The sequence below is a fragment of the Massilia sp. Masssp93 genome (genome assembly GCF_059491295.1).
This window is the reverse complement of sequence record NZ_CP168502.1, coordinates 4190170-4216576: the sequence shown is the minus strand read 5'-3', so window position 1 is coordinate 4216576 and position 26407 is coordinate 4190170. Positions and strand designations below refer to the sequence as shown.

20 protein-coding genes are annotated in these 26407 nt (G+C 66.0%); 16 read left to right on the top strand and 4 right to left on the bottom strand.

The window, feature by feature from the left end; genetic code table 11:
* The first annotated feature begins 272 nt into the window (after positions 1 to 272).
* The 7 genes from ACEN9Q_RS17280 to ACEN9Q_RS17250 all read left to right on the top strand — a co-directional run bounded on the left by ACEN9Q_RS17280 (position 273) and on the right by ACEN9Q_RS17250 (position 9746).
* Positions 273 to 3128 carry a 2-oxoglutarate dehydrogenase E1 component gene (locus ACEN9Q_RS17280; RefSeq protein WP_495625420.1) on the top strand — a complete coding sequence of 952 codons (2856 nt, stop codon included), beginning with the start codon at positions 273 to 275 and terminating at the stop codon, positions 3126 to 3128.
* Positions 3129 to 3212: 84 nt separating this feature from the next.
* Positions 3213 to 4469, top strand: a complete 1257-nt coding sequence (gene odhB / locus ACEN9Q_RS17275; RefSeq protein WP_495625419.1) for a 2-oxoglutarate dehydrogenase complex dihydrolipoyllysine-residue succinyltransferase — start codon at positions 3213 to 3215, stop codon at positions 4467 to 4469.
* A gap of 69 nt (positions 4470 to 4538) precedes the next feature.
* Positions 4539 to 4877 (top strand): PspC domain-containing protein, encoded by a 339-nt coding sequence (locus ACEN9Q_RS17270; protein ID WP_056441704.1) that lies wholly within the window; start codon positions 4539 to 4541, stop codon positions 4875 to 4877.
* Between the two features lie 202 nt (positions 4878 to 5079).
* The gene (lpdA, locus tag ACEN9Q_RS17265; protein WP_056441707.1) at positions 5080 to 6513 is read left to right on the top strand and encodes a dihydrolipoyl dehydrogenase; all 1434 of its coding nucleotides are present in this window, start codon (positions 5080 to 5082) and stop codon (positions 6511 to 6513) included.
* 122 nt (positions 6514 to 6635) lie between these two features.
* Positions 6636 to 7733: a cell division protein ZapE gene (gene zapE / locus ACEN9Q_RS17260; protein ID WP_056441709.1), complete on the top strand. Its 1098-nt coding sequence runs from the start codon at positions 6636 to 6638 to the stop codon at positions 7731 to 7733.
* An 18-nt stretch (positions 7734 to 7751) separates the two neighbouring features.
* Positions 7752 to 8429, top strand: coding sequence for a hypothetical protein (locus ACEN9Q_RS17255; RefSeq protein WP_495625418.1), 678 nt, complete (start codon positions 7752 to 7754; stop codon positions 8427 to 8429).
* 345 nt (positions 8430 to 8774) lie between these two features.
* Positions 8775 to 9746, top strand: a complete 972-nt coding sequence (locus ACEN9Q_RS17250) for an IS110 family RNA-guided transposase (protein ID WP_495625417.1) — start codon at positions 8775 to 8777, stop codon at positions 9744 to 9746.
* A gap of 85 nt (positions 9747 to 9831) precedes the next feature.
* Here the strand turns inward: ACEN9Q_RS17250 and ACEN9Q_RS17245 are convergent, their stop codons facing one another.
* Complete coding sequence (locus ACEN9Q_RS17245; protein WP_495625416.1) at positions 9832 to 10602, bottom strand: PP2C family protein-serine/threonine phosphatase; 771 nt, start codon at positions 10600 to 10602, stop codon at positions 9832 to 9834.
* Positions 10603 to 10778: 176 nt separating this feature from the next.
* Here ACEN9Q_RS17245 and ACEN9Q_RS17240 point away from each other — a divergent pair, with 176 nt between their 5' ends.
* From ACEN9Q_RS17240 to rlmD, 9 genes are all read left to right on the top strand, one after another.
* A complete protein-coding gene (locus ACEN9Q_RS17240) occupies positions 10779 to 10979 on the top strand; it encodes a YdcH family protein (protein WP_056442276.1) in 201 nt (66 codons plus the stop codon).
* 35 nt (positions 10980 to 11014) lie between these two features.
* A complete protein-coding gene (yoaA, locus tag ACEN9Q_RS17235) occupies positions 11015 to 13063 on the top strand; it encodes a DNA repair helicase YoaA (protein ID WP_082547959.1) in 2049 nt (682 codons plus the stop codon).
* Positions 13064 to 13439: 376 nt separating this feature from the next.
* Positions 13440 to 14048, top strand: coding sequence for a toll/interleukin-1 receptor domain-containing protein (locus ACEN9Q_RS17230; RefSeq protein WP_056441720.1), 609 nt, complete (start codon positions 13440 to 13442; stop codon positions 14046 to 14048).
* 8 nt (positions 14049 to 14056) lie between these two features.
* On the top strand, positions 14057 to 15568 hold the full coding sequence (locus tag ACEN9Q_RS17225) for a hypothetical protein (protein WP_495625415.1): 1512 nt from the start codon (positions 14057 to 14059) through the stop codon (positions 15566 to 15568).
* Positions 15569 to 15651: 83 nt separating this feature from the next.
* Positions 15652 to 16389, top strand: coding sequence for a 5'/3'-nucleotidase SurE (gene surE, locus ACEN9Q_RS17220; protein WP_495625414.1), 738 nt, complete (start codon positions 15652 to 15654; stop codon positions 16387 to 16389).
* On the top strand, positions 16386 to 17237 hold the full coding sequence (locus ACEN9Q_RS17215; RefSeq protein WP_056441733.1) for a protein-L-isoaspartate(D-aspartate) O-methyltransferase: 852 nt from the start codon (positions 16386 to 16388) through the stop codon (positions 17235 to 17237). The genes surE and ACEN9Q_RS17215 overlap by 4 nt, the downstream gene beginning before the upstream one ends.
* Before the next feature lie 33 nt (positions 17238 to 17270).
* A complete protein-coding gene (locus ACEN9Q_RS17210) occupies positions 17271 to 18167 on the top strand; it encodes a peptidoglycan DD-metalloendopeptidase family protein (protein WP_495625413.1) in 897 nt (298 codons plus the stop codon).
* 9 nt (positions 18168 to 18176) lie between these two features.
* Positions 18177 to 19187, top strand: a complete 1011-nt coding sequence (gene rpoS, locus ACEN9Q_RS17205) for an RNA polymerase sigma factor RpoS (RefSeq protein ID WP_056441739.1) — start codon at positions 18177 to 18179, stop codon at positions 19185 to 19187.
* A 193-nt stretch (positions 19188 to 19380) separates the two neighbouring features.
* Complete coding sequence (gene rlmD, locus ACEN9Q_RS17200) at positions 19381 to 20781, top strand: 23S rRNA (uracil(1939)-C(5))-methyltransferase RlmD (RefSeq protein ID WP_495625412.1); 1401 nt, start codon at positions 19381 to 19383, stop codon at positions 20779 to 20781.
* 129 nt (positions 20782 to 20910) lie between these two features.
* On the opposite strand, the gene ACEN9Q_RS17195 is transcribed toward rlmD, so the two are convergent.
* The 3 genes from ACEN9Q_RS17195 to ACEN9Q_RS17185 all read right to left on the bottom strand — a co-directional run bounded on the left by ACEN9Q_RS17195 (position 20911) and on the right by ACEN9Q_RS17185 (position 26358).
* The gene (locus ACEN9Q_RS17195) at positions 20911 to 23559 is read right to left on the bottom strand and encodes a hybrid sensor histidine kinase/response regulator (RefSeq protein ID WP_495625411.1); all 2649 of its coding nucleotides are present in this window, start codon (positions 23557 to 23559) and stop codon (positions 20911 to 20913) included.
* A 367-nt stretch (positions 23560 to 23926) separates the two neighbouring features.
* Entirely contained in the window at positions 23927 to 25930 is a 2004-nt protein-coding gene (locus ACEN9Q_RS17190; RefSeq protein WP_056441751.1) for a TonB-dependent receptor, read from the bottom strand.
* 89 nt (positions 25931 to 26019) lie between these two features.
* On the bottom strand, positions 26020 to 26358 hold the full coding sequence (locus ACEN9Q_RS17185; protein WP_056441754.1) for a hypothetical protein: 339 nt from the start codon (positions 26356 to 26358) through the stop codon (positions 26020 to 26022).
* Positions 26359 to 26407 lie beyond the last annotated feature (49 nt).

Here is a 26407-nt window from a genome sequence, read left to right as displayed (position 1 = left end):
TGGTCAACCCGGCAGTTCATGAACTTGTTGACAAGCTGAAAAAAAGTATTTTGAAATGAATAAAATGTCGTTGCGAGGTCGGCGGCACGCCTGTCCTTGCGTTACAATACTGTGCGCAAAATGGGCAGGTCGGCCAGTTTTTGATTTGCCTGAAGAGTCCTTCCCCCACAACTTGATGTAGTAAGTGCGATCCGCTAACCGGTCAGGCCGTGTCGCGGAAGGTTAGATTAACCCGCCCTAAAATCGCGAAGCGCGAAGAAAGGTGAGCAAGAATGATGCAACAATATAACGCCAACTCGTACCTGTTCGGCGGTAATGCGCCGTACGTGGAAGAGTTGTACGAAGCGTACCTGAACAATCCGGGCTCCGTGCCCGACAACTGGCGCGCTTATTTCGACGCGATGCAGCACATGCCCGCCGTCGACGGTACCGCCAAGCCGGACGTGGATCACTCGTCCGTGATCGCTTCGTTCGCCGAACGCGCCAAGCAGGGCCCGATCCGCACCGTGACCGCCTCGCCGGACGCGGAGCTCGGCCGCAAGCGCGTCGCCGTGACCCAGCTGATCGCCGCCTACCGCTACCTCGGCTCGCGCTGGGCCAACCTGGACCCGCTGCAGCGCCAGGAACGTCCGCCGATCCCGGAACTGGAACCGTCGTTCTACGGTTTCACCGAAGCCGACCTGGACACCAAGTTCAACATCAGCAACACCTACTTCGGCCAGGAAACCGCCTCGCTGCGCGACCTGCTGAACATGTTGCGCGACACCTACTGCCGTTCCATCGGCGCGGAATTCATGTACGTCAGCGATCCGACCGAGAAGCGCTGGCTGCAGGAGAAGCTCGAGTCGATCCGTTCGACCCCGACCTTCACCGCTGAAAAGAAAAAGCACATCCTCGAGCGCCTGACCGCGGCCGAAGGCCTGGAGCGCTACCTCCACACCAAGTACGTCGGCGCCAAGCGCTTCTCGCTGGAAGGCGGCGAATCGTTCATCGCCTCGATGGACGAAGTGATCCGCCGCGCCGGCGAGCACGGCGTGCAGGAAATCGTCATCGGCATGGCCCACCGCGGCCGCCTGAACGTCCTGGTCAACACGCTGGGCAAGGCACCGTCCGAGCTGTTCGAGGAGTTCGAAGGCAAGCACGCCGACGACCTGCCGTCGGGCGACGTGAAATACCACCAGGGCTTCTCGAGCGACATCTCGACCCCGGGCGGCCCGGTCCACCTGTCGCTGGCGTTCAACCCGTCGCACCTGGAAATCGTCAACCCGGTCGTCGAGGGTTCGGTCAAGGCGCGCATGGAGCGCCGCGGCGACCGCCTCGGCAAGGAAGTCCTGCCGATCCTCGTGCACGGCGACGCGGCCTTCGCCGGCCAGGGCGTCGTCATGGAGACGCTGAACCTGGCGCAGACCCGCGGCTACGGCACGGGCGGCACGGTCCACCTCGTCATCAACAACCAGATCGGCTTCACCACGTCCGACCCGCGCGACGCGCGCTCGACGCTGTACTGCACCGACGTCGTCAAGATGATCGAGGCGCCGGTCCTGCACGTGAACGCGGACGATCCGGAAGCCGTCGTGCTGGCCTCGCAGATCGCGATGGACTACCGCACCGAGTTCCACAAGGACGTCGTCGTCGACATCATCTGCTACCGCAAGCTGGGCCACAACGAGCAGGACACCCCGGCCCTGACCCAGCCGCTGATGTACAAGAAGATCGCCAAGCACCCGGGCACCCGCAAGATGTACGCGGACAAGCTTTCCGCGCAGGGCACCATCGCCGCCGAGGGTGGCGACCAGCTGGTCGCCGACTATCGCAACGCGATGGACGCCGGCAAGCACACCGTCGATCCGGTCCTGACCGACTTCAAGAACAAGTACGCCGTCGACTGGGCACCGTTCCTGAACAAGAAGTGGACGGACGCCGCCGACACCGCCGTGCCGCTGACCGAGCTGAAACGCCTGGCCCAGCGCATCACGACCGTGCCGGAAAACTTCAAGCTGCACTCGCTCGTCGAGAAAGTCCTGGGCGACCGCGCCAACATGGGCAAGGGCGAAGTGAACCTGGACTGGGGCATGGGCGAACACCTGGCCTACGCGTCGCTGCTGGCCTCGGGCTACGCCGTGCGCCTGTCGGGCCAGGATGCCGGCCGCGGCACCTTCGTGCACCGCCACGCCGTGCTGCACGACCAGAACCGCGAGCGCTGGGACCAGGGCATCTACCTGCCGCTGGCGAACGTGTCGGAAAACCAGGCCAACTTCACCGTCATCGACTCCGTGCTGTCGGAAGAAGCGGTGCTGGGCTTCGAATACGGCTATTCGACCGCCGAGCCGAACACGCTGACGATCTGGGAAGGCCAGTTCGGCGACTTCGTGAACGGTGCGCAGGTCGTCATCGACCAGTTCATCGCCTCGGGCGAAGTGAAGTGGGGCCGCGCCTCGGGTCTCGTCATGATGCTGCCGCACGGCTACGAAGGCCAGGGTCCGGAGCACTCGTCGGCCCGCATCGAGCGCTTCCTGCAGCTGTCCGCCGACCACAACATGCAAGTCGTGCAGCCGACCACGGCCGCGCAGATCTTCCACCTGCTGCGCCGCCAGATGGTGCGCCAGTTCCGCAAGCCGCTCGTCATCTTCACGCCGAAGTCGCTGCTGCGTAACAAGGACGCCGGCTCGCCGCTGACCGACCTGGCCAAGGGCGGCTTCCAGACTGTCATCGGCGAACTGGACGACAAGATCGATGCCAACAAGGTCAAGCGCGTGATCGCGTGCTCGGGCAAGGTGTACTATGACCTGGTCAATGCACGCAAGACCCGCGGCACGACGGACACCGCCATCATCCGCATCGAGCAGCTGTACCCGTTCCCGCACAAGGCGTTCAGCGCCGAGCTGAAGAAATTCCCGAACGCGACCGAAGTGGTGTGGGCACAGGACGAACCGCAGAACCAGGGCCCTTGGTTCCAGATCCAGCACAACGTGTTCGAAAGCATGGAAACCGGCCAGCGCCTGGCGTACGCCGGCCGTCCGGCTTCCGCGTCCCCGGCCGTCGGCTACACCGACAAGCACGTGGCGCAGCAGAAGGAACTGCTGGACACCGCGTTCTCGAAGTTGAAAGGGTTCGTCCTCACCAAGTAAGCAGCGCTCAGACGACAGCGCTCAGACGACCCCGCGCCCGCGGCGCGGGGTCTTTGCACAGAATACAAAAACGGAGTTTTTTAAATGGCACAAATCGAAGTCAAGGTCCCCCAATTGTCGGAATCGGTCGCCGAGGCGACCCTGCTGTCGTGGCACAAGAAAGTCGGCGAAGCCGTCTCGCGCGACGAAAACATGATCGACATCGAGACCGACAAGGTGGTCCTGGAACTGCCGGCACCGGCTGCCGGCGTGATCGTGCAAATCATCAAGAACGACGGCAGCACCGTCGTTGCCGGTGAAGTCATCGCCGTCATCGATACCGAAGCCTCGGCAGGCGTCAGCCCGCTGCAGGTGACCACCGCTCCGGCAGCGGCCGCGGAAGCCGCCCCTGCCGCACCGGCCGCCGCCGCATCCGGCTCGAAAGGCGACGTCGCCATGCCGGCCGCCGCCAAGATCCTGGCCGACAACAACCTGACCGCCGCCGACGCGACGGGCACCGGCCGTGACGGCCGCGTGACCAAGGGAGACGCCCTGGCCGCCGTCGCCAACAAACCGGCAGTCGCTGCGCCGGCACCGCTGGCAGCGCAAGCACCGAAGGCAGCCCTGCCGCAAGTGGCGGCGCCGAGCGTCAACCTGGGCGACCGTCCGGAAGAGCGCGTGCCGATGAGCCGCCTGCGCGCCCGTATCGCCGAGCGCCTGCTGCAATCGCAGTCGACCAACGCCATCCTGACGACGTTCAACGAAGTCAACATGGCGCCGGTCATGGAAATGCGCGCCAAGTACAAGGACAAGTTCGAGAAGGAACACGGCGTCAAGCTGGGCTTCATGTCGTTCTTCGTCAAGGCCGCCGTCGCCGCGCTGAAGAGGTACCCGATCCTGAACGCATCGGTCGACGGCAACGACATCATCTATCACGGCTACTTCGACATCGGCATCGCCGTCGGTTCGCCGCGCGGCCTGGTGGTGCCGATCCTGCGCAACGCCGACCAGATGTCGATCGCCGACATCGAGAAGAAGATCGGCGAATTCGGCCAGAAAGCCAAGGACGGCAAGCTGACACTGGAAGACCTGACCGGCGGTACGTTCTCGATCTCGAACGGCGGCACGTTCGGCTCGATGCTGTCGACCCCGATCATCAACCCGCCGCAGTCGGCGATCCTGGGCGTGCACGCGACCAAGGACCGCGCCGTCGTCGAGAACGGCCAGATCGTCATCCGTCCGATGAACTACCTGGCCATGTCGTACGACCACCGCATCATCGACGGCCGCGAAGCCGTCCTGGGCCTGGTCGCGATGAAGGATGCGCTGGAAGATCCGGCCCGCCTGCTGCTCGACCTGTAATCACGCGAATTTGCCGAGGGATGGGCGCGCCGCCCGGCGCGCTCGTGCGTAGTCTGATGGAAGGGAACGATCATGATCTCCGATGAAATCAAGCGTCTGCACGAGTTGCACCAGGCCGGCGCCCTCAGCGACGCCGAATTCGAACAGGCGAAGGCGAAGGTGTTGTCGTCTTCGTCGACGGTGAACCTGAACAAGACCACGAGTGCCGACGGCACCTTCGCGGCCGAGCTGAACACCTTGCGCCGCTCGCGCACCGACCGCTGGCTGGGCGGTGTGTGCGGCGGCCTCGCCCGCGTGTCGGGCGTCGACGCGTGGGTGTGGCGGCTCGTGTTCACGCTGTTCACCATCACGTTCGGGTTCGGGTTCGTGATTTACCTGTTGTTGTGGATTTTCGTACCCGAAGAGTGAGTCTTCGGGCGAAGAACGAATACGAAACCCGGATCAACGTCGTTCCCGCGCAGGCGGGAACCCAGGTTCAGTGATCGGAACCGCAAACAGTTGCGGCTTCGTTCGGCATACATTGGGTCCCCGCCTGCGCGGGGACGACGGAGGTCGAGTGCCTGGCAACCGGTGTTGTCCGGCACCTCGGGAACAAAAAGGAAAACGTTAGATGAGCACTGAAAAACAATTCGACGTCGTCGTGATCGGCGGCGGCCCTGGCGGCTATGTGGCCGCGATCCGCGCTGCGCAGCTTGGCTTCAAGACCGCCTGCATCGACGAATGGCAGAACGCCAAGGGCGGCCCGGCACTGGGCGGCACCTGCACCAACGTCGGCTGCATCCCGTCGAAGGCGCTGCTGCAATCGTCGGAACACTTCGAGCACGCCGGCCACGCGTTCGCCGAGCACGGCATCGACGTCGCCGGCCTCTCGCTGAACCTGGGCCAGATGCTCAAGCGTAAGGATGGCGTCGTCAAGGCCAACAACGACGGCATCGTGTACCTGTTCAAGAAAAACAAGGTCACCTTCTTCCACGGCCGCGGCACGCTCGCCGGCAAGGCCGGCGACGGCTACACGGTCAACGTGTCGGGCACCACCACCGATTCGCTCAGCGCGAAGAACGTCATCATCGCCACCGGCTCCAACGCCCGCGAACTGCCGGGCGCCGCCTTCGACGAGAAAATCGTCCTGTCGAACACCGGCGCGCTGACCGTCGATGCCGTCCCGGCCAAGCTGGGCGTGATCGGCGCCGGCGTGATCGGCCTTGAGATGGGCTCCGTGTGGCGCCGCCTGGGCGCCAAGGTCACCGTGCTGGAAGGCCTGCCGACGTTCCTGGGCGCGGTCGACGAGCAGATCGCCAAGGAAGCGCACAAGCTGTTCACCAAGCAGGGCCTGGACATCCAGCTGGGCGTGAAGATCAACAGCGTCACCAAGGGCGCCAACAACGTCACCGTGGAATACGCCGATGCGTCGGGCGCCGCGAAGAGCGAAACGTTCGACCGCCTGATCGTCTCGATCGGCCGCGTGCCGAACACCAACGGCCTCGGCATCGAGACCGTCGGCGTGCAGCTGGACGAGCGCGGCTTCGTCGCCGTCGACGACGAATGCCGCACCAATGTCCCGGGCATCTGGGCGGTGGGCGACGTCGTGCGCGGCCCGATGCTGGCGCACAAGGCGGAAGAAGAGGGCGTCGCGGTCGCCGAGCGCATCGCCGGCCAGCATGGCCATGTCAACTTCAACACGATCCCGTGGGTCATCTACACCTCGCCGGAAATCGCGTGGGTCGGCAAGACCGAGCAGCAGCTCAAGAAGGAAGGCGTCGCCTATAAAGCCGGCACGTTCCCGTTCATGGCCAACGGCCGTGCGCGCGCGCTGGGCGACACGTCGGGCATGGTGAAATTCCTGGCCGACGCGACGACCGACGAAATCCTGGGCGTCCACATCGTGGGCCCGGTCGCGTCGGAGCTGATCTCGGAAGCCGTCGTCGCGATGGAATTCCGCGCCTCGTCGGAAGACATCGCCCGCATCTGCCACGCCCACCCGTCGCTGTCCGAAGCGACCAAGGAAGCCGCGCTCGCCGTCGACAAGCGTTCGCTGAACTTCTAAAACCTGTATGACGGGCTGCGGCCCGGTAGGGTGGGCACCCTGTGCCCACGCGGACGTGCGCGTCATGCCGGCATCCGCGTGGGCACGGTGTGCCCACCCTACGTTTTCACGGCAAGCTTTCCATGAACGTCCAAGAGTACTACCAGCACGCGCTGACCGAGCGCGGATTCAAGTCCGATCCCGCGCAGCAGCGCGCCGTCGACCGCCTGCAGGCGGCCTACGACGACTGGGTCGGATACAAGTCGCAGCGCTCGTCCGCGTTCAAGCGCCTGATCAACCGTCCCGACGTCCCGCAAGGCGTCTACATGTGGGGCGGCGTGGGGCGCGGCAAGTCCTTCCTCATGGACAGCTTCTACTCGGTCGTGCCGGTCGTACGCAAGACGCGCCTGCACTTCCACGAATTCATGCGCGCCGTGCACCGCCAGCTCGATGAGCTCAGGGGCATGGAGGACCCGCTGCTCGAGGTCGCGCGCCGCATCGCCAAGAAATACCGCCTGATCTGCTTCGACGAATTCCACGTCAGCGACGTCGCCGACGCGATGATCATGTACAACCTGCTGTCCGCGCTGTTCTCCCACGGCGTGTCGTTCGTGATGACGTCGAACTACGATCCGGACAGGCTGTACCCGGACGGCCTGCACCGCGACCGCATGCTGCCGACGATCGCGCTCCTCAAGGACAAGCTGGACGTGATGAACGTCGACGCCGGCATCGACTACCGCCACCGCGCGCTGGAACAGGTGCAGGCCTATTACACGCCGCTGGGCGCGAGCGCCGACCACGCGTTGCGCGAGACCTATGCGAAGGTCGCCGACACCGCCGACGAAGACCCGCGCGTGCACATCGAGCAGCGCGAAATACGGGCGCTGCGGCGCGCGGGCGGCGTGATCTGGTTCGACTTCGCGACCTTGTGCGGCGGCCCGCGCTCGCAGAACGACTACCTCGAATTATCGAGCCAGTTCCACACCGTGATCCTGTCCGGCGTGCCGCGCATGTCGGCCGCGATGTCGTCCGAGGCGCGCCGCTTCACGTGGCTGATCGACGTGTTCTACGACCACAAGATCAAGCTGATCATGTCGGCCGAGGTCGAGCCCGAGCAGCTGTACACGGAGGGCGCGATGTCGAACGAGTTCCACCGCACCGTGTCGCGTATCATTGAGATGCAGTCGCGCGAATACATGCTGGCCGAGCGCCGTGGCGCGGCGGATGCGCTGGCCTGACACGATCAAAGGAACCGAATGAAAGCTGATTTCGTAACAGACACCCGCAGCCAGCGCGCGCTCGCCGCCGCGCTGTCCGCCGCGCTGTCCGCCGTATTGCTGGCGGCGTGCGCGAGCCCGGACGTGGTGCCGCGCGAGGTGCCGCCGCCGCCCGTGACCTCCGTTGCCCAGGCCGACCAGCAACTGGCCGCGGTGGCGCGCGAGCGTGCCGCGATCGAGGCCCGTTTCGCCGAGCGCGAACGCGTCTGCTACGACAAGTTTTTCGTGAACAGCTGCCTCGACGAGGCCAAGGAACGCCGCCGCAGCGCCCTCGCGGCGCAGCGCGCGATCGAAGTGCAGGCCGACCGCTTCAAGCGCGAGGCCGTCGTCGTCGAGCGCGACCGCAACCTGGCCGAAGCGGAGCGCCGCTTCCAGGAACAGGAAGCGCGCCTGGCCGCCGAACCCGCGGCGCCCACGCCGGCAGCGGCGCCGGTGCCGCCGCCGCGTAAACCTACGGTGCCGGGCCGCGTGGCCGAGCGCGACGCCCACCTGCGCGCCGCGCGCCAGGCCGAAGCGGCCGATGCCGGCAAGCGCGCGCAGAACGTGCGCGAATTCGAAGCGCGCAAGGCCGAATCGGCGGAACGCCAGCGCAAGGTCGCCGAGCGCAAGGCGGAGCGGGCCGCGAAGGCCGCCAAGGAAGCCAAGGAGGCGAAGTAGGGTGGGCACCCCGTGCCCACGCGTGACGTATGCGGGTCGTTGGCGCCACGTGTGACGTATGCGGCTGGTTGGCGTCACGCGTGACGTATGCGGTTCGTTGGCGTCACGCGTGGGCGGAGGCCGCCCACCCTTGTATCTTGAGCGTGTTGGTGATTAGCTACCACTAACTGAGGTGAAGACCAGCTTGTGCCCACCCTGAAGGCGTTGACCTTGTGGAGTAGATTAGGCCCTTCACCTCTCCCCACCCCATGACTGAACACTGGACGGTATCCGAGGGCTCTGACCCTGCATGTACAAGGCGAGTGTGGAGTGGATAGGGAAAATCAAGAACACAAGGAAGATCAAATGTTTTATCTTGGCGTAGACGTTTCGAAGAAAAAACTGGACTGCATGCTGCTCGATACTAAGAACGGCAAGTTGAAGTCCAAATCGTTATCCAACACAAAGGCTGGATTCGAAGAACTGATTGAATGGCTGGCCACAAACAAAGCGCCTGATGCGCATGTGATCATGGAGCCGACCGGTGTGTATCACGAACCGGCCGCGCTGGCGCTGACCGATGCGGGCTTGAAACTGTCACTGGCTAATCCGGCCCAGCTGCGGCAGTTTGCCCAAGGACTGGGCGTCAAGAACAAGACCGATAAAGCCGACAGTACCGTACTGGCGCGCTACGGCGAGACATTGAAACCCGTAGCTTGGCAACCGCCGTCGAAATCTGCGCGTCACCTGAAAGCCCTGCTGACGCGCCGTGACGCTATTGCCGATGATTTGCAGCGCGAACAAAACCGTCAGGAGGCCATCGATTTCGGTGTATCACCGGACGAGGTCAAGCAGTCGATCATGCAGTCGCTCAGGTTTTTGCAGGCTGAGCTCAAGCGTCTGGAACAGATGATCGAAGAGCATATCGACAACGATCCTGATTTGCGCAACAAGCAGGATCTGCTGGAGACGATTCCTGGCGTGGGCGAGCGTGTCTCGAGTAACCTGACCGCGCTGTTTGCCGCTAAAACCTTCGACACTGCCGAGCAACTGGCCGCTTATCTTGGCCTGGTGCCGGTACAGTGGGACTCAGGTTCGTCGGTGCATAAACGTCCTCGCCTATCCAAGGCTGGCCCATCGCACCTGCGCAAGCTGCTTTACATGCCAGCCGTGGTGGCCCGCCGCTGGAACCCTCACATCAAATCCTTCAGCGACCGTTTGCTCGCCAAAGGCAAGACCAAGATGGCCGTCATCGGTGCCTGCATGCGCAAGCTGGCCCACCTGTGCTTTGGTGTTGTGCACTCAGGCAGGCCATATGACCCGAATTACGCCATGTGAAGCTTGACGCACAAGACGGTATCTACGGCCGATCCGATACCGCAGGCGCCGCCCACGCGGCGATACGTGCCGATCGATCCGTCGATCAGGGCCGCTCCAGCACCGGTTTGACGAGCTTGACGATCGCCATGCTGCAGTTCCCGCCCTTGCCGTGGGAACGCTCGCCCGCCTTGCTGATCAGCATCTCGGACGCCTGGCGCGGACTGGCCTTGGCCAGCGCGCCGCCCAGTTCGGCGTCCGTGAAGAAATGCCACAGGCCATCCGAGCAGAGCAGGAAGGTATCGCCTGCCGCCAGGCCGCTGCGTTCGCCGAACGCCATGAACGGCTCCTTGCGATTATTGCCCAGCAAATTCAGCAGCAGCTTGGACTTGCGGTGGTTCTTCGCCGCCTCGGGCGGGACGCGGTCGGTCGACACGAGGTGCTCGATGTACGCCGCATCGTTCGTTCGCGCCAAGCACTTGCCTTCGTGAAAGTAATACAGGCGCGAATCGCCCACATGCGTCCAGACGGCATCCCCGTGCGGCGTGAGCACGAGGCCGACGAAGCTGGCGGGGGCCTGGACCTGGGTCGTGACCGCGTTCATGTTGATGACGAGGTGGGTTTCCTGCACGATGTCGCGCAGCAGTTGCTGCAGGCGCTCCACGGTGGGCCGGTCGCCCGGCTTGAATTCGTCGAATACCTGCCTGGCGGTGTGCATGACCTGGTCCGCGCCGGCCGCGCCGGCGACGCCGTCGGACAGCACCGCCAGCACGTAGCCGGGCGCGCGGGCGCCGGTCATGAGCGCGACCCGGTCGTTCTGCTGCGGGCGGTTACCGATGTGCTGCGCGGTTCCCGCTTCTAACTTGTATGAGGTCATAAACGTGGCTTTCCGATGCCGTGATGCCGGACTTTGTTGGCGGCAACGGCGGTGTAGTTTAAACTATGCACCGGTTTGCACTGGAGTTGCAAGCCGTAACGACGAATAGCGCCGCCCCGAGCCAGCGGGCATGCGCCTTCCCACCCCTTTACGCTTAAAGTTCGGAAATGCCTAACATGATCGACGTCCAGGAGATCCACCGCCGTATCATCGAACTCGACGTGGAACATCGCGACCTCGACGCCGTCATAGAAATGCTGACCCGCGACGGCCACTCCGATCAGTTGCAGCTGCGTCGTCTGAAGAAGCGCAAGCTGCAGTTGAAGGATCACATCACACTGCTGAAAATGCAGTTGGTGCCCGATGTTCCTGCCTGACTCCGGCGTAAGTATTCCGTTTGAAGCCGTCCACCTTGACCGATCATCTTCCCCTGCCTGGCGCCGACGCCGGCCCCGACCCCGACGCTGCGCCGGCGACCCCCGAACCCACCGGTAAGTACGACGCCGAAGTCGACCGTATCTTCGGTGCGGGCGGCCCGCTCGCGCCCGCCGTCGGCACGTTCAAGCCGCGCCAGTCGCAGACCGAGATGGCGAAGGCGATCGCGCACGCGATCAGTGCGCAAGGCACGCTCATCGCCGAGGCCGGCACGGGCACGGGCAAGACGTTCGCCTACCTCGTCCCCGCGCTGCTGTGGGGCGGCAAGACGATCGTCTCGACCGGCACCAAGAACCTGCAGGACCAGTTGTTTTCGCGCGATATCCCGACCGTGCGCGCCGCGCTGCGCGCCCCGGTCTCGGTGGCGCTGCTGAAAGGCCGCTCGAACTACATCTGCCATTACCACCTGGAACGCACGCTCTCGAACGGGCGCCTGACGTCGCGCGACGACGTCGGCCACCTGCGCGAAATCTCGCGCTTCATCAAGATGAGCCAGTCGGGCGACAAGGCCGAGTTGACCAAGGTCCCGGAAACGGCGTCCGTGTGGAACCTCGTCACGTCCACGCGCGAGAACTGCGTGGGCCAGGAGTGCCAGTATTACCAGGACTGCTTCGTGATGAAGGCGCGCCGCGAAGCGCAGCAGGCCGACGTCGTCGTCGTCAACCACCACCTGTTCTTCGCCGACGTGGCGCTGAAGGAAGGCGGCATGGCCGAGCTGCTGCCGTCGGCCAATACGATCATCTTCGACGAGGCGCATCAGCTGCCGGAAGTCGCGACCCTCTTCTTCGGCACGACCATCTCCACGGGCCAGGTGCTCGAACTGTGCCGCGACGTGCTGGCCGAAGGCCTCGCGCATGCGCGCGGCGGGGTCGACTGGGCCAAGGTCGTGACCGTCGTCGAAAAGGCCGCGCGCGACCTGCGCCTCACGTTCCCGGAGGGCAGCACGCGCCTGTCGCTGCCGCAGATTCCGCCCAGCTCGGAATTCTTCCCGGCACTCGAAAAACTGAAGGAAGAACTGGAAGGCATGATCGACGTGCTCGAAGCCCAGGCCGAGCGCGCCGAGACGATCGAACAATGCCGCGTGCGCGCGGTCGAGATCCTCGAGCAGTACAAGGCGTGGAAGTCCGATCCGAAGAAGGGCAAGGAAGTCGAGGGCGACGAGGCCGTGCTGTGGGTCGAGGCGTTCTCGTCGGCGCTGCAACTGCACAAGACGCCGCTGTCGATCGCGCCGATCTTCGCCGGCCAGCGCGCCAGCACGCCGCGCAGCTGGATTTTCACCTCCGCGACCCTGGCGGTAAAAAACGACTTCAAGCATTTCTCGGCACAGCTCGGCATGACGGGCGAGCCGGCGCAGAGCTGGCCCAGCCCGTTCAACTACCAGGAACAGGGCATCCTGTACGTGCCGACCGGGCTGCCGGAACCGAACACCTTCGGCTACACGGACGCCGTCGTCGACATGGCGCTGCCCGTGATCGAGGCCGCCGGCGGCCGCTGCTTCTTCCTGTGCACGACGCTGCGCGCCGTCAACCGCGTCGCCGAGCGCCTGCGCGCCGATTTTGCCGCGCGCGGCCTCGACTTCCCCCTGTTCGTGCAGGGCGAACGGGGCCGCACGGAACTGCTGGACTCGTTCCGCAACGCCGGCAATGCCGTGCTCGTGGGCAGCCAGAGTTTCTGGGAAGGCGTCGACGTGCGCGGCGAGGCGCTGTCGCTCGTCATCATCGACAAGCTGCCGTTCGCCCCGCCCGACGATCCGGTGCTGGCCGCCCGCATCGAAGTGATGGAAAAGAAGGGCATGAACGGCTTCGTGCACCACACCCTGCCGGAAGCCATCATCAACCTCAAGCAGGGCGCCGGCCGCCTGATCCGCGACGTCGATGACCGCGGCGTGCTGATGCTGTGCGACCCGCGCGTGATCAGCAAGCCCTACGGCCGCCGCATCTGGCAGAGCCTGCCGCCATTCCGCCGCACGCGGGTGCAGGCGGACGTCATCGACTTCTTCAAGCAGCCGAAACCGGAACCGGAATGATGCGCGTGGGCACGGGTGCTCACGCTGCCAATCCGGTTGATGCGCGTGGGCACGGGGTGCCCACCCTACTTCCTACCAATTCGTTTGATGCGCGTGGGCACCGGGTGCCCACCCTACCTCCGAGAACCGGGCCGTAGGGTGGGCTCCCCGAGCCCACGCGGACGCTGCCTCTGAGAACCGGGGTCAGAGCCCTTTTAAAAGCAACACCGGGCTCCGACCCGCCGCTTCTCCGCGCCGTCACACGCTACCTTTTGGCTCGCCCCGCGAGACGCTGCGCGTCTCCGCGCCCTCCGCTTGTGCTCCCACAACATGCAGGATGGGTGACTTGTTTAGAGTCTCGTAGGCCCGGCCGGTGGCAGACCTACAAGGGGGAGCAATGGCGATTCGTTACGGCTGCTTTTTCAGCTATGCCCATGGGCGGCATGAGCTGATGCAGCGCTTCAAGGCCACGCTGGCCGATGCACTGCGCTGTTACCTCGAACCGTATTTCGACAACGAAGACGAACTGTTCGTCGACACCGAACAACTGGGCGGTGGCGACGACCTCGATCGCAAGATCGCCCGCGCGCTGTGCGAAAGCGCGTGCATGGTGCTGATCTACACGCCCAAATACGAAGCCCACGCCTACACGCGCCGCGAGTACGCCGCGATGCGCCTGATCGAGGCCGAGCGCAGCACGTGGTACACGCTGCCGAGCCAGCTGATCATTCCCGTCATCATGACCCAGCACCCCGACCGGCTGCCGCCGCAGATCAGCGAATCCACGTTCTACGTCGATTTCTCGCGCTTCACGATGGCCACGGCCGATCTCAAATCGAATCCAGATTTCCTGCCGGACATCGACAAGATGGTCCGGCGCATCGTTACCCATTACCAGTACCAGAAAAAGACCACGCCGCCGGCGCATGACTGCAACCAATTCGTACTTCCCGCTGTCCCACCCGCATGGCGTGAGTTACCGGATCCAACCTTCCCCAAAAAATGAGGAGCCTTATGGAAACCAACCGCATCACCGCAGTACCGGCCGGGCAGGCCGGCGAGGTGACGACGTTCTACTCCTACGACAGCGCACCCGTGCGCAGCCTCGCGCTGGCCCATGCCGCCTGGCTGCTCGCCGGGCGCGCGCATGCGAAGACACCGGTGCTGATGATCGACTGGGACCTGGAAGCGCCAGGCCTCCACCACTATTTTCCCTGCGCGGACGAGGGCCAGGGCGGCGGCGGTCTGCTCGAACTGTTTGAAGCTTGCGGCGAACAATTGCACGGCAACACATCGAGCGACGACGCCGACGCCCTGGCCGGGCGCGTGCTCGACACGCTCGACTGGGACGACTACATCGTGCGCGTCGACGACAGCCGCCCGCTGTACCTGATGCGCGCCGGCCGCTTCGACGACAGTTACGGCGAGCGCGTCGACCGCCTCGACTGGGACGCGCTGTTCTGCGCCTGTCCGGCCCTGTTCCGCACGTTCGCGGCCCATGTGGCGCGGCGCTTCGCCCACGTCCTGATCGATTGCCGCAGCGGCCGCTCGGCGGCGGCCAGCGTCTGCACGGCGCTGTTGCCGGACAAGATCGTCGGCCTGTTCACGCCCGACGCGCGCAGCCTGGACGGCCTGCAGGGCGTCGTCGCGCGCGCCCTCGACTACCGCTGCAGCCACGAGGACGAGCAGCGTCCGCTGCTCGTCTATCCGCTGCCTTGCCCCGTCGACGGCGCGGCGGATGCGCGGCTGCGCTGGCGCTTCGGCGACGCCCAGCGCGGCCAGCCGGGTTACCAGGCCAGGCTGGAGCGGATGCTGGCCGAGTGCTATGGCCTGTCCAGCGTCGCGCTCGACAGCTACCTCGACGAAGTGCAACTGCCGCAGGCCGCCATCGTCGGCATGCCGCCGGCGGGCGGCCGGATGCCTGCCGGCGAGCGCGACCGGTGCGGGCCGCAACGCGCCGTCGACACCCTGCTCGAATGGCTGGCACCCGGCCATTTCCCGTGGCGTCCGCTGCCCGAGGTGCGGCTCGTGCAGGCCGTGGAGGCGCTGGGCGAACGCGCGGCCGATCCGCAGGCGCCCGCGCTCGTGCGTGAACTGGCCCGCCTGGCCCAATTGTATTTGGGGCAACAGAGCGAACTGGAAGCGGCGCGCCGCATCGAGCAGCACGTGGTCGCGCTGGAGCAGGGCCTGCACGCGATGGAGGAGGGCAAGCGCGGCCACGCGGCGTCGCGCCGCCCCGGCGAACCGCCGCCCGATGCGCTGGACGACAAGCTGTCGCGCCTGCAGGAATTGATCGACGCCCGCAGCCCGCACGAGGCGCGCGCGCTGGCGGACAGCCTGCGCTCGACGATCCTGCGGCCGAGTGTGGCGCATCCGCTACGACGGCGCGGGGCCGCGATGATCAAGCAGGTCTACCTGCAGGAAGGCGACAAGGACGCGCTGCTGGCCTTCACGCTGGACGAGGTGTCGTCGCTCGAAGGCGCCCTGATCCAGGCGGCGGCAGGGCGTCCGCTCGTGGCGGGCTGAGGCGGCGCCGGCGTCGCTCGGGAGGCCAATAAATGTGCCACCCGATAGGTCGATCTTGCCGTTGCTTCAGGTAAAATCGGTGCATGCGTATCCTTATCAGTAACGACGACGGTTATCTCGCTCCCGGCATCAACGCCCTGGCCGATGCGTTGGCACAGGTCGCCGACATCGTGGTGGTCGCGCCCGACAGCAATCGCTCGGGCGCGTCCAACTCGTTGTCGCTGGACCGCCCGCTGTCGGTGGCTAAGGCTGCCAATGGTTTCTATTTTGTCAACGGCACCCCGACCGACTGCGTGCACATCGCATTGACGGGGCTGTTGGACACACGCCCCGACCTGGTGGTTTCCGGCATCAACAATGGCCAGAACATGGGCGACGACACCTTGTACTCGGGTACGGTGGCGGCGGCGACGGAAGCGTATCTGTTTGGCATCCCGGCCATCGCCTTTTCCCAGGTGCACGGGGGCTGGGCCGAGGTCGAATCGGCCGCGCGGGTGGCGCGCGACATCGTGCTGCGCCGTTTCGAGCTGCTCGAGTCGCCGTTCCTGCTGAACGTGAATATCCCGAACGTGCCGTACGACCAGATGGGGCCGCTCACGCCGACCCGCCTCGGCCGGCGTCACCAGTCCGAGCCCGTCATCCGCGGCCAGGACCCGCGCGGGCGCGAGATCTTCTGGATCGGGGCGCCCGGCGCCTGCCGCGACGCGGGCGAGGGCACGGATTTTCATGCGACGAGCCAGGGTTGCGTGTCGGTGACCCCGCTCCAGGTCGACCTCACGCACCGCGACCAGCTCGATTTGCTGCGGCGAGGGCTCGGATGAGCGAAAAGCGCAGCCAGTTTCCTCTGCCGCTCTCGTCCGTGACGGGCGGGAGCACGCGAAAGCCCGCTGCGCCGGCGCCGGTCGCCACGCCGCAGACGGCGACCCAGAACGCGCGCGAAAACAACCAGCACCGCGCCGGCGCCGCGCCCGGCGTCCCGGGCACGGCCAAGCCGGCCTCGGTGCAGCCGCAGCAGACGGTGGTGCGGTCGGACCTGGCCGCCACGGAAGCGCCGCGCCGCGCGATGGCGGCCAGGACCGCGCGCCAGGGCGTCAAGGATGCGCAGGTGCTGGCGGCGCTGGAAATCGTGCCGCGCCATATGTTCGTCGAACCGGGCATGCTGGCGCAGGCGTACGTCGACATCTCGCTGCCGATCGGCCATAACCAGACGATTTCGCAACCCTATATCGTGGCGCGTATGATCGAGCTGCTCAAGGGAAGCGGCCCGCTGCGCCGCGTGCTCGAGATCGGCACGGGCTGCGGCTACCAGGCCGCCGTGCTGTCGTTCGTGGCGCAGGAGGTGTATTCGATCGAGCGCATCAAGCCGTTGCACGAGCTGGCGAAGGCCAACCTGCGCCCGTTGCGCATCGCCAATCTGCGCTTGCAGTACGGAGATGGTATGCTAGGGCTCCCGCAGGTGGCCCCGTTCGACGGCATCATCCTGGCGGCGGCCGGTCTCGAGGTGCCGCGCGCACTGCTCGAACAGCTGGCCATCGGCGCCCGACTGGTGGCGCCCGTCGGTGCTCAGGTCCAGCACCTGCAGCGCATTACTCGTACCGGCAAGGCGGAATGGACCAGCGAAACGCTGGAAGCCTGCCATTTCGTGCCGCTGAGGCCAGGCATCGCTTGAATGCCAGAATGTTGTAAAAGAATTAAAGAGAGAATGAAACCCACACCCCGCTTAGCCCTGTTGACCCTCAGTCTCGGCATCCTGTCCGCCTGCAGCACCGAGACCCGCGTAGCCCCCGTGATCGACCGTCCGGCCCCGACCGCTTCCAGCTTCCGTCCGCGCCCGCAACCGGCGCCGACGCCGGCCGCCGAGGACAATAAACCGGACGCGCGCGGCACCTATACCGTGCGCCGCGGCGACACCCTGCTGCGCATCGCCCTCGACCACGGCCAGAATTACCGTGACCTCGTCGCCTGGAACAACCTCGCCGATCCGGACGACATCAAGGTCGGACAGGTACTGAAGGTGGCGCAGCCCGAACGCAGCGCCGGTGCCGTCGTGACGTCGCCCATCGCCATGCCGGGCGCGGAAAAGCCGGCCCCGGTGCCCAGGAAGACGGAGCCGAACGGCGCCAAGAAGCCGTACAGCGAATCGAACCTGGCCAAGGAAGAGAATCCAAAGGCGGAAAAGGTGATCTCGTCCGGCGTCACGGCGGGCAGCACCGTCACCGCCAGCGACGACGAGAAACTGAGCTGGATGTGGCCGTCCGACGGCAAGATCATCGCCACGTTCGACGAAGGCAAGAACAAGGGCATCGACATCGCCGGCAAGATGGGCCAGCAGGTGATGGCGGCCGGTTCCGGGAAGGTGATGTATGCGGGCAGCGGCATTCGCGGATATGGTAATCTCGTGATTGTTAAGCACAGCAACAGCCTGCTGTCGGCCTACGCGCATAACCGCACCATCCTGGTCAAGGAAGGTCAGAACGTGACCAAGGGCCAGCCGATCGCGGAAATGGGCGATTCCGATTCCGACGCGGTCAAACTGCATTTCGAGATACGCCAGCAGGGCAAGCCGGTCGACCCGGCCAAGTTCCTGCCCAGTCGCTAGAGAGAGCCGATGACGCTGCCGACCGATCCGCTGGACCACGACGCACCGGACGATAATCCGGATGAGCCGCTGGACGACGGCGAGTTCGGGGCGGACGGCGCCGACCGTGCCGAGCTGCTGCCGGAGGCGGCCGTGGCGGCGGTCGATACCGTCGATGAGCTCAAGAGCGTGCTGCAGGCCGAGCTCTCGACCGACACCACCCAGCACTACCTGAACCGGATCGGCGCCAAGCCGTTGCTCAGCGCCGAGCAGGAAGTGCAGTACGCCACGCTGGCCAAGGCCGGCGACTTCAATGCGCGTCAGAAGATGATCGAGCATAACCTGCGGCTCGTCGTCTCCATCGCCAAGCACTACATCAACCGCGGCGTCGTGCTGCTCGACCTCATCGAGGAAGGCAATATCGGCCTGATGCGCGCGATCGACAAGTTCGAGCCGGAGCGCGGCTTCCGCTTTTCGACGTACGCGACGTGGTGGATCCGCCAGAGCATCGAGCGCGCGATCATGAACCAGGCCCGCACCGTGCGCCTGCCCGTGCACATGGTGCGCGAGCTGAACCAGGTGCTGCGCGCGAAGTATCACCTGGAAGCCCAGCACCACGACGGTAAGGAAGCCAGCGCGGAAGACATCGCCAGCCTCGTCGGCCGGCCCGTGGAGGAAGTGCAGGACATCCTCGCGCTGTCCGAACACGCCACGTCGCTCGACGCGCCGCTCGACAACGATCCGCAAAGCAGCCTGATGGACATGCTGCCGGACGAAGGCGACGTCAGCCCGGACGCCCACGCGGAACAGCACGAGATGACGGTGCTCGTGCGCGACTGGCTGCAGAAGCTGCCGGACAAGCAGCGTCTCGTCGTGATGCGCCGCTTCGGCCTCGACAACGACGACCCGGCCACGCTGGAAACGCTGGCCGAGGAGATGGGCGTGACGCGCGAGCGCGTGCGCCAGATCCAGCAGGAAGCCCTCGTCAAACTGAAACGGGCGATGGCCGCCCGTGGCGTCGTCCGCGATTCCTTGCTATGATGCCCGGCTGGCCGGAATGGGCCAGTTTTTCCTTGGTGTACGTGACGCATGCACACCGTCGTTTCCGCGCAGGCGGGAACCTAATTTCGTTGACCAATACTGACGCATGTTTCGGCTACGCACCGAACCTGGGTCCCCGCCTCCGCGGGGACGACGTGCTTGCTACCTGTCCTAGTTCTCATCGTCTTCAACCATGCAAGAAACCTTCATCAACATCAAATCCCTCGACATGGACGCGCGCGGCGTCGGCCACCTGGAGAACGAGGACGGCTCGCCGGGCAAGGTGATCTTCGTCGAAGGCGCGCTGCCGGGCGAGCGCGTCAGCTTCGAGACCCTGCGCAAGAAGAAGAACTGGGAATCGGGCCGCATGGTCACGCTGCAGAAAGCGTCGTCGATGCGCGTGGAGCCCAAGTGCCCGCACTTCTGGCATTGCGGCGGCTGCTCGATGCAGCACCTGGAGCCGTCGGCCCAGGTCGCGATGAAGCAGCGCGTCCTCGAAGACAACCTGTGGCACATCGGGAAGACGAAGGCCGAGAACATCATGCGGCCGATGTACGGCCCCACGTGGGACTACCGCTACCGCGCCCGCCTGTCGGTCCGCCACGTGGCCAAGAAGAACACGGTGCTGGTCGGTTTCCACGAGCGCCATTCGTCGTACGTGGCCGACATGACGAGCTGCGAGATCCTGCCGGACCACCTGTCCGCGATGCTCGTGCCGCTGCGCGAGCTGGTCGGCGCGCTGTCGATCTACCAGCAGATGCCGCAGATCGAGGTCGCCGTCGGCGAAGAGACCACCGTGCTCGTGCTGCGCATCATGGCGCCGCTCTCGCCCGCCGACGAGACGCTCGTGAAAGCGTTCGCGGACCAGTGGAACATCCAGTGGTGGCTGCAGCCGAAAGGCCCGGACACCGCGGCGCCGTACTACCCCCTCGGCAAGGAGCTGTACTACACGCTGCCGGAATTCGGCATCAGGATGCCGTTCAAGCCGACCGACTTCACCCAGGTCAACCACCAGATCAACCGCCTGCTCGTGCACAAGGCATTGACCTTGCTGGACGTGCAGAAGACCGACCGCGTGGCCGACCTGTTCTGCGGCCTCGGCAACTTCACCCTGCCGCTCGCCACGCAGGCGCGCGAGGTCGTCGGCATCGAAGGCAGCACGGCGCTGACGACGCGCGCGCTGGAAAACGCCCGCGCCAACGGCCTGGCCGACAAGACGACGTTCTACACGCGCAACCTGTTCGAGGTGACGAAGGACGACCTGGTCGCGCTCGGAAAATTCGACCGCATGCTGGTCGATCCGCCGCGCGACGGCGCCGTCGCGTTGACCATCGCGCTGGCGGAGCTGCGCCTGACGAACCCGGATCTCATGCCCCAGCGGATCGTGTACGTGTCGTGCAGCCCGTCTACGCTGGCGCGCGATGCCGGCATCCTCACGCACCGCGCCGGTTACGTGCTCAAGAAGGCAGGCGTGGCGAACATGTTCCCGCACACGTCGCACGTGGAATCGATCGCCGTGTTCGAGCGCCTCGACGATTTCCAGCCGCGCGAATTCGCGGCGCCGGCGGAGACGCAAACGTCGAACGACGCGTGATGCGTGGCGTGGGCACGGCGTGCCACGACCGGTCGAGGTAGGGTGGGCGGCCCCCGCCCACGCGTAACGCCGCGCAGACGCACACGCCGCGCAGACGCGAACGCCGCGCGTGGGCACTGGGTGCCCACCCTACCGCGCAGTCACCCGGTCGAGCAGCGCGAACAATCCTTCGGGGTCCACCGGCTTGACGAAGTAACTGTCGAACCCGGCATATGCCGCGCTCGCCTGGTCCGACTGCTGGCCGTACCCGGTGATCGCGACGAGCGTCGCTTCCGCGCAGGCGGGCAGCTTGCGCAGGCGGCGGGCCAGTTCGTAGCCGTTCATGCCGGGCAGGCCGATGTCGAGCAGGAAGGCGTCGTAGCGCGCCTGCGCGGCCTGCTCCAGCGCCTCGGCCGGGTGGTGCATTACCGTCACGCGGTGGCCGCCGGATTCCAGCAGCAGGCCCAGGGTCATGGCGGCGTCGACGTTGTCGTCCACCAGCATCAGCGACAGGCCCCTGGCCGTGCCGGGGGCGTGCGCGCCGGACGTGGACGCGTCGCCGGACGGCGTCGCCGCGTCGCGCAGGCGCGGCAGCCGGATCGTGAATTCGCTGCCCAGGTTGCGGCCCTTGCTCGCGGCCGTCACCATCCCGCCGTGCAGCTCCACGAGACTTTTCACGAGGGCGAGACCGAGGCCCAGGCCGCCCTGCGAGCGGTCCGGCGTGCGCTCGGCCTGCGAGAACAGGTCGAACACGGTCGGCAGCAGCTCGGCCGAGATGCCGATGCCGTTGTCGGACACGCTCACGAGCACCTGCTCGGGCGTGATGCCCATCCAGACCGACAGCTCGCCGCCCTCGTGCGTGTACTTGGCGGCGTTGTTCAGCAGATTGGCGACCACTTGCACGAGGCGCTTGGGGTCGCCCTCGACGATGGCCGCCTCCGGCGCCAGGTGCAGCGCCAGCTGGTGGCGGCGCGCCTCGATCAGCGGGCGCACCTGTTCGACGGCGTCGCCGATCACGCGTCGCAGGTCGACCTCGTCGCGGCCGAGCACGACGAGGCCGCGCGTGACGCGCGAGACGTCCAGCAGGTCGTCGATCAGGCCCGTCATGTGCGCCACCTGGCGCGCGATGATGGCGCTCGTGCGCTCCACGCGCGCGGCGTCCGGCGGGCCCATGTTCAGCAGCTGGGCGGCGGCCGAGATCGGGGCCAGCGGATTGCGCAGCTCGTGCGCCAGCATCGCGAGGAATTCGTCCTTGCGGCGGTCGGCCAGGCGCAGGGCATCTTCGGCGCGCACGCGTTCGACGGCGCTCCAGGCGCGCTCGGCGACGTCCTCGATCAGGCGCACGATGTCGGCGCTCCACACGCGCGGCAGGTTGTCGTTGATGAACAGGCAGGACGTCAGCGCGCCGTTGCGGTTCAGCGGCACGATGACGCTCGAGCGGATCTGCAGCGCGGCGTAGTTCGGCCAGACGTCGGGGCCGCTCGTGCGCGGATCGCGCTGCAGGTCGCTGGACACCCACGTGCCCTGGGCCAGCGAGCCGAAGTTCGACGCGCCGAACAGGGCGGCGGGAAACGTGCCGTTCAGTTCGGCGACGATGCCGTCCGTGTAGTTCGAATGGAAGGTCACGAGCTGCTTGTCGGCGTCGTAGTCGGCGTACAGCACGCGGCTGGCCTGCAGGAAGCGGCCCAGCATGGCACCCGTCTGCACGAAGATCTGGGACGGGTCGTTCAGGCGGCGCAGCAGGTCGGACACTTCGAGCCGGAACTCGTTCATGTCGAGCAGCGTCGTCTGGCGCGCCACGGCATCGCGCAGGGCCTGCTCGGCGCGCACGCGGTCCAGCGCTTCCCAGCTGCGTTCGGCGATGTCGGCGGCGAGCCGCTGCGTTTCCTCGTCCCAGTCGCGCGGCAGGGCCGAATAGCCGACCAGGGCCGCCACGAGCTGGTCGCGCCTGACCTTGGGCACGACGAGGATCGCGCGCGCGCCGGCCGCCGCATAGTGCTCGCCGCGCGCCGGCAGGCGCGGGTCGGCGGTGGCGTCGCGCACGGCCAGCGGCGAGCCCGTGCGCAGCAGGGCCAGCGCCTGTGGGCCGAAATCGTCGAGGCGGGCGCGCCGTCCGATGAGCGGGGCGCGCGTGTCGCGGGCCCAGTCGTGCATCACCTCGAAGCTGCCGTCGGCTTCGTCCGTTTCGACGTAGCAGGCGCGCTCCAGTTCCAGGTGATTGCCGAGCAGGGTGCACGAGCACTCGATGATGTCGGACGGGTGGTGCATGCGGCGCAGGCTGTCCACCACCTGCAGCTGCACGGCGTGGCGCCGTTCGAGTTGCACGCGCTGGGTCGTTTCGCTCGTCACGCACAGCACGCCGCGCACGGTGCCGCTGTCGTCGCGCAGCGGCGAATACGCCAGCGTGAACCACGCGTTGTACGGCTTGCCGTTGCGGTCAATGGGGCTGGGCACGTCCTCGCCGTACGTGGCATGGCCGGCGAGCGCCCGTTCGACGAGCGGTTTCAGGCCGGGCCAGCGGTCGGGCCAGACCTGTGCCAGCGGGCGGCCGAGCACGGCCGGGTGGGTGCTGTCGAGGAGGGGAATGAAGGCGGCGTTGTACAGCAGCGCCAGGTGCGGGCCCCAGGCGAGGTACATGGGGAATTCGGATTCGAGGATCAGGCTGGCCGCATTGCGCAATGCGGGACTCCATCCGTCCGGCGGGCCGAGCGGCGAGCCTGACCAGTCATGGACGTGGTAACCGGCGCGGACCGCACCGGTACTGCCGAGGAGATGAAAGTCGCGCGTTGCTGCTTCCATGCCGATCGCTTCCGAGTCCGAAAGCGGTCATTCTATGCGCAAATGCATAAGCTGTAACGGCCGTGAAAAAAAATACATTTTCCGCGCGAGAAGGTCCATTGGCATCTGGAGAACAAAATGTCTCCACGGGACCATTTGGGCGGCAAATTCGTACTTATGCCAATTGGATTGAGTTCACTGGCAAGAATATAGCGAAGGTCCCGCACGCGTGGCGCACGGGACGTCCATACGTATTCTGATGGGCGGGTGGGCACCCAGTGCCCACGCGGATTGGTGGGCTCGAGGCGGAGCAAGATTAGAATCGTAGGGCAGAATCGTCGGGCGGGCACGGGGTGCCCGCCCGACGTGTCTCAACCGATCGCGTCCATTAAAACTTGGCGCGCACGCCGAACGTGATGTTCCGCCCCGGCAGCGGCGCGATGTCCTTGAGCAGCGACGTCGACAGGCGGATGTCTTCGTTCAGCAGGTTCTTCGCCGTGAGGAAGTACGTCAGGTCCATGTTCTGGAGCTTTTGCGTGTACGACAGATTGGCGTCGACCTGGTTATATGACGACGTCGGCGTCGATTCGAACGCGGCGAGGCGTTCCTGGCCGCGGGCGTGCGTCCAGTCGAGGCCGGCACGCCAGTTCGGCTGGCGGTAGCCGACGGCGGCGCCGACGCGGTCGGCCGGCTGCAGCGGCAGGTTGCCGGCATCGTCGAGGTAGCCGCGCGAGGTGTCCGTGAACACGCGGCCGTTCCAGCCCATGCCGATCTGGTTCCACGTCATCTCCGCTTCCGCACCCTGGACGTGGGCCTTGGCCTGCTGGAACAGGCGCTGGCGGAAGCCGCCGCCCGGGTTGCCGTCCTCGTCGAACATCGCATCCGTCATGTGGCCGTAGATGAAGTTGTTGACGTTGTTGCGATAGGCGTTCACACGCCAGCGCAGGAGGCCGCTCGTCCTCGCCAGCGACAGTTCGAGGTTGCGCGAGATTTCCTTGTGCAGGTCCGGATTGCCGACGTCGAACGTGAGCGTGGCGTCGTGCGGACCGCCCGAATACAGTTCTTCCGTCGCGGGCGCGCGCTGGGCGTACGACAGGGTCGTGCCGAACGCATAGTTCTTCGTGAACGGCCACTGCGCGCCGATCGACCCGGATTGCAGGTCGAAGCTGCGCTCGCGGTTGGAGACCGGCTTGCGGTCGACGTTTTCGTAGCGCAGGCCGGCGTTCCAGCGCAGCGGGCCCTGCTTCCATTCCTCGACGACGAAGGCGGCCTGCGTCGTCGAGTGCGTGACGGGCACGGTGTCCGGGCCGCCCTGCGCGCTCAGCGCCGAGAAGTGCGTGTTTTCGGTCTGCATGCCGAACGTGCCGTGCAGGCCGAGGCTCGTCAGCGGCTTGTGCGTGAGCTCGATGCGCGACTCGAACGATTTGTTCGAGAACAGCGTGGCCGGGACGCCGTCGTCCAGTTCGGTGTGGTGGTAATCGGTATAGCCTGCCTTGACGCGTGCGCTTTCGAGGCCGTCGAGCGGGTTCTTGACGATGCTGTCGAAGTCGTAGCGGTTCTGGCGCTGGCTGATGTGCGAGCCTTCGTTCGTCGGGATGCCGTAGAAATTCGTCAGGTGCGACGCCGACAGGCCCGCATAGCCCCAGTCGTCGATGTACGAACCGCCGACGCCGATGTTGCGTTCCTTCGTGTCGGAATTCGGCAGGCGGTTCATGCGCGAGGCCGGGTCGTTCACGACGCGCAGGTCGGGGATCTGGTAATCGTCCGTGTTGCGCATATTGCCGTCGAGGTGAAGGCCGAGCTTGCCGACGGCGCCGTCCAGCGTGCCGGACATGTCCTTGCCGTCGTCGACGGTGCTGAGCCGCGTCTCGACCTGGCCCGTGAGCCTGGGTTCCAGCGCCGTCGGGATGCGTTCGTTGACGACGTTGACGAGGCCGCCGATGGCGCCCGAGCCGTACAGCAGGGCGGCGGGGCCGCGCAGGATCTCGATCTGGCGCGCCACGGCGCCTTCGGACGCGACGGCGTGGTCGTTCGACAGGCCGGACACGTCCGACGTCGCCATGCCGTTTTCCAGCATCTTCACGCGCGACCCTTCCATGCCGCGGATGATGGGGCGCGACGCGCCGGCCCCGAACGCGGAGGCCGATACGCCCAGTTCGTTCTGCAGCGTTTCGCCCAGCGAGCTGCCGACCTTGTCGCGCAGTTCGTCGCCGGCGAGCACCTTGGCCGGCGTCAGGATCTGGTCGCCTTCGCCGTTGCGCAGCGGGCTGGCCGTGACGACGACCTGCTGGATCTTGCCTTCGTTGATGGTCTGTTGGTCGTCGGCCGCGCGGACGGCCGGGTGGAAGGCGAGCAGCAGCGCGCTGGCGAGCAGCGTACGTTCGATTTTCATGATCTTTTTAAAACCTCAAGCGGATGGATAACGGCCCGCACCGCCGGGACGTGCCGGGCGGTGCGGAACAACAAACAATGGATGCGTTATCAGGCTTGAGGCGGGGCGCGCGACTGGAACGGGCAGGCCGTGAGCAGGCAGATGCCCGGGGTGGCCGGTACGACCGGGGCGGCGTAGGCGAGTCTGGCCGGAACGAACCGGCGCAGCGTGGTGGGCAGCGCAAAGGCGATCTGGGCACTGGCCGCGCACTGGCCGCACAGGTCGTGCAAGCCCGGCTTGGGCAGCTTGCCGCCGCCGTCGCCGGCCGCGGCCTGCCGGACGAGCGTCTCGTCGATCTCGGCCCAGTGCGTATAGCCGTGGCCGAGCGACAGCTGCTGCGAAACGAGCAGCAACAGCGACAGCAGTACGTGGACCAGGCTACGGGACATGCGGGTATTGTACGAAAAAAAGCCGGCCCGCGGGCCGGCTCGTTATCGA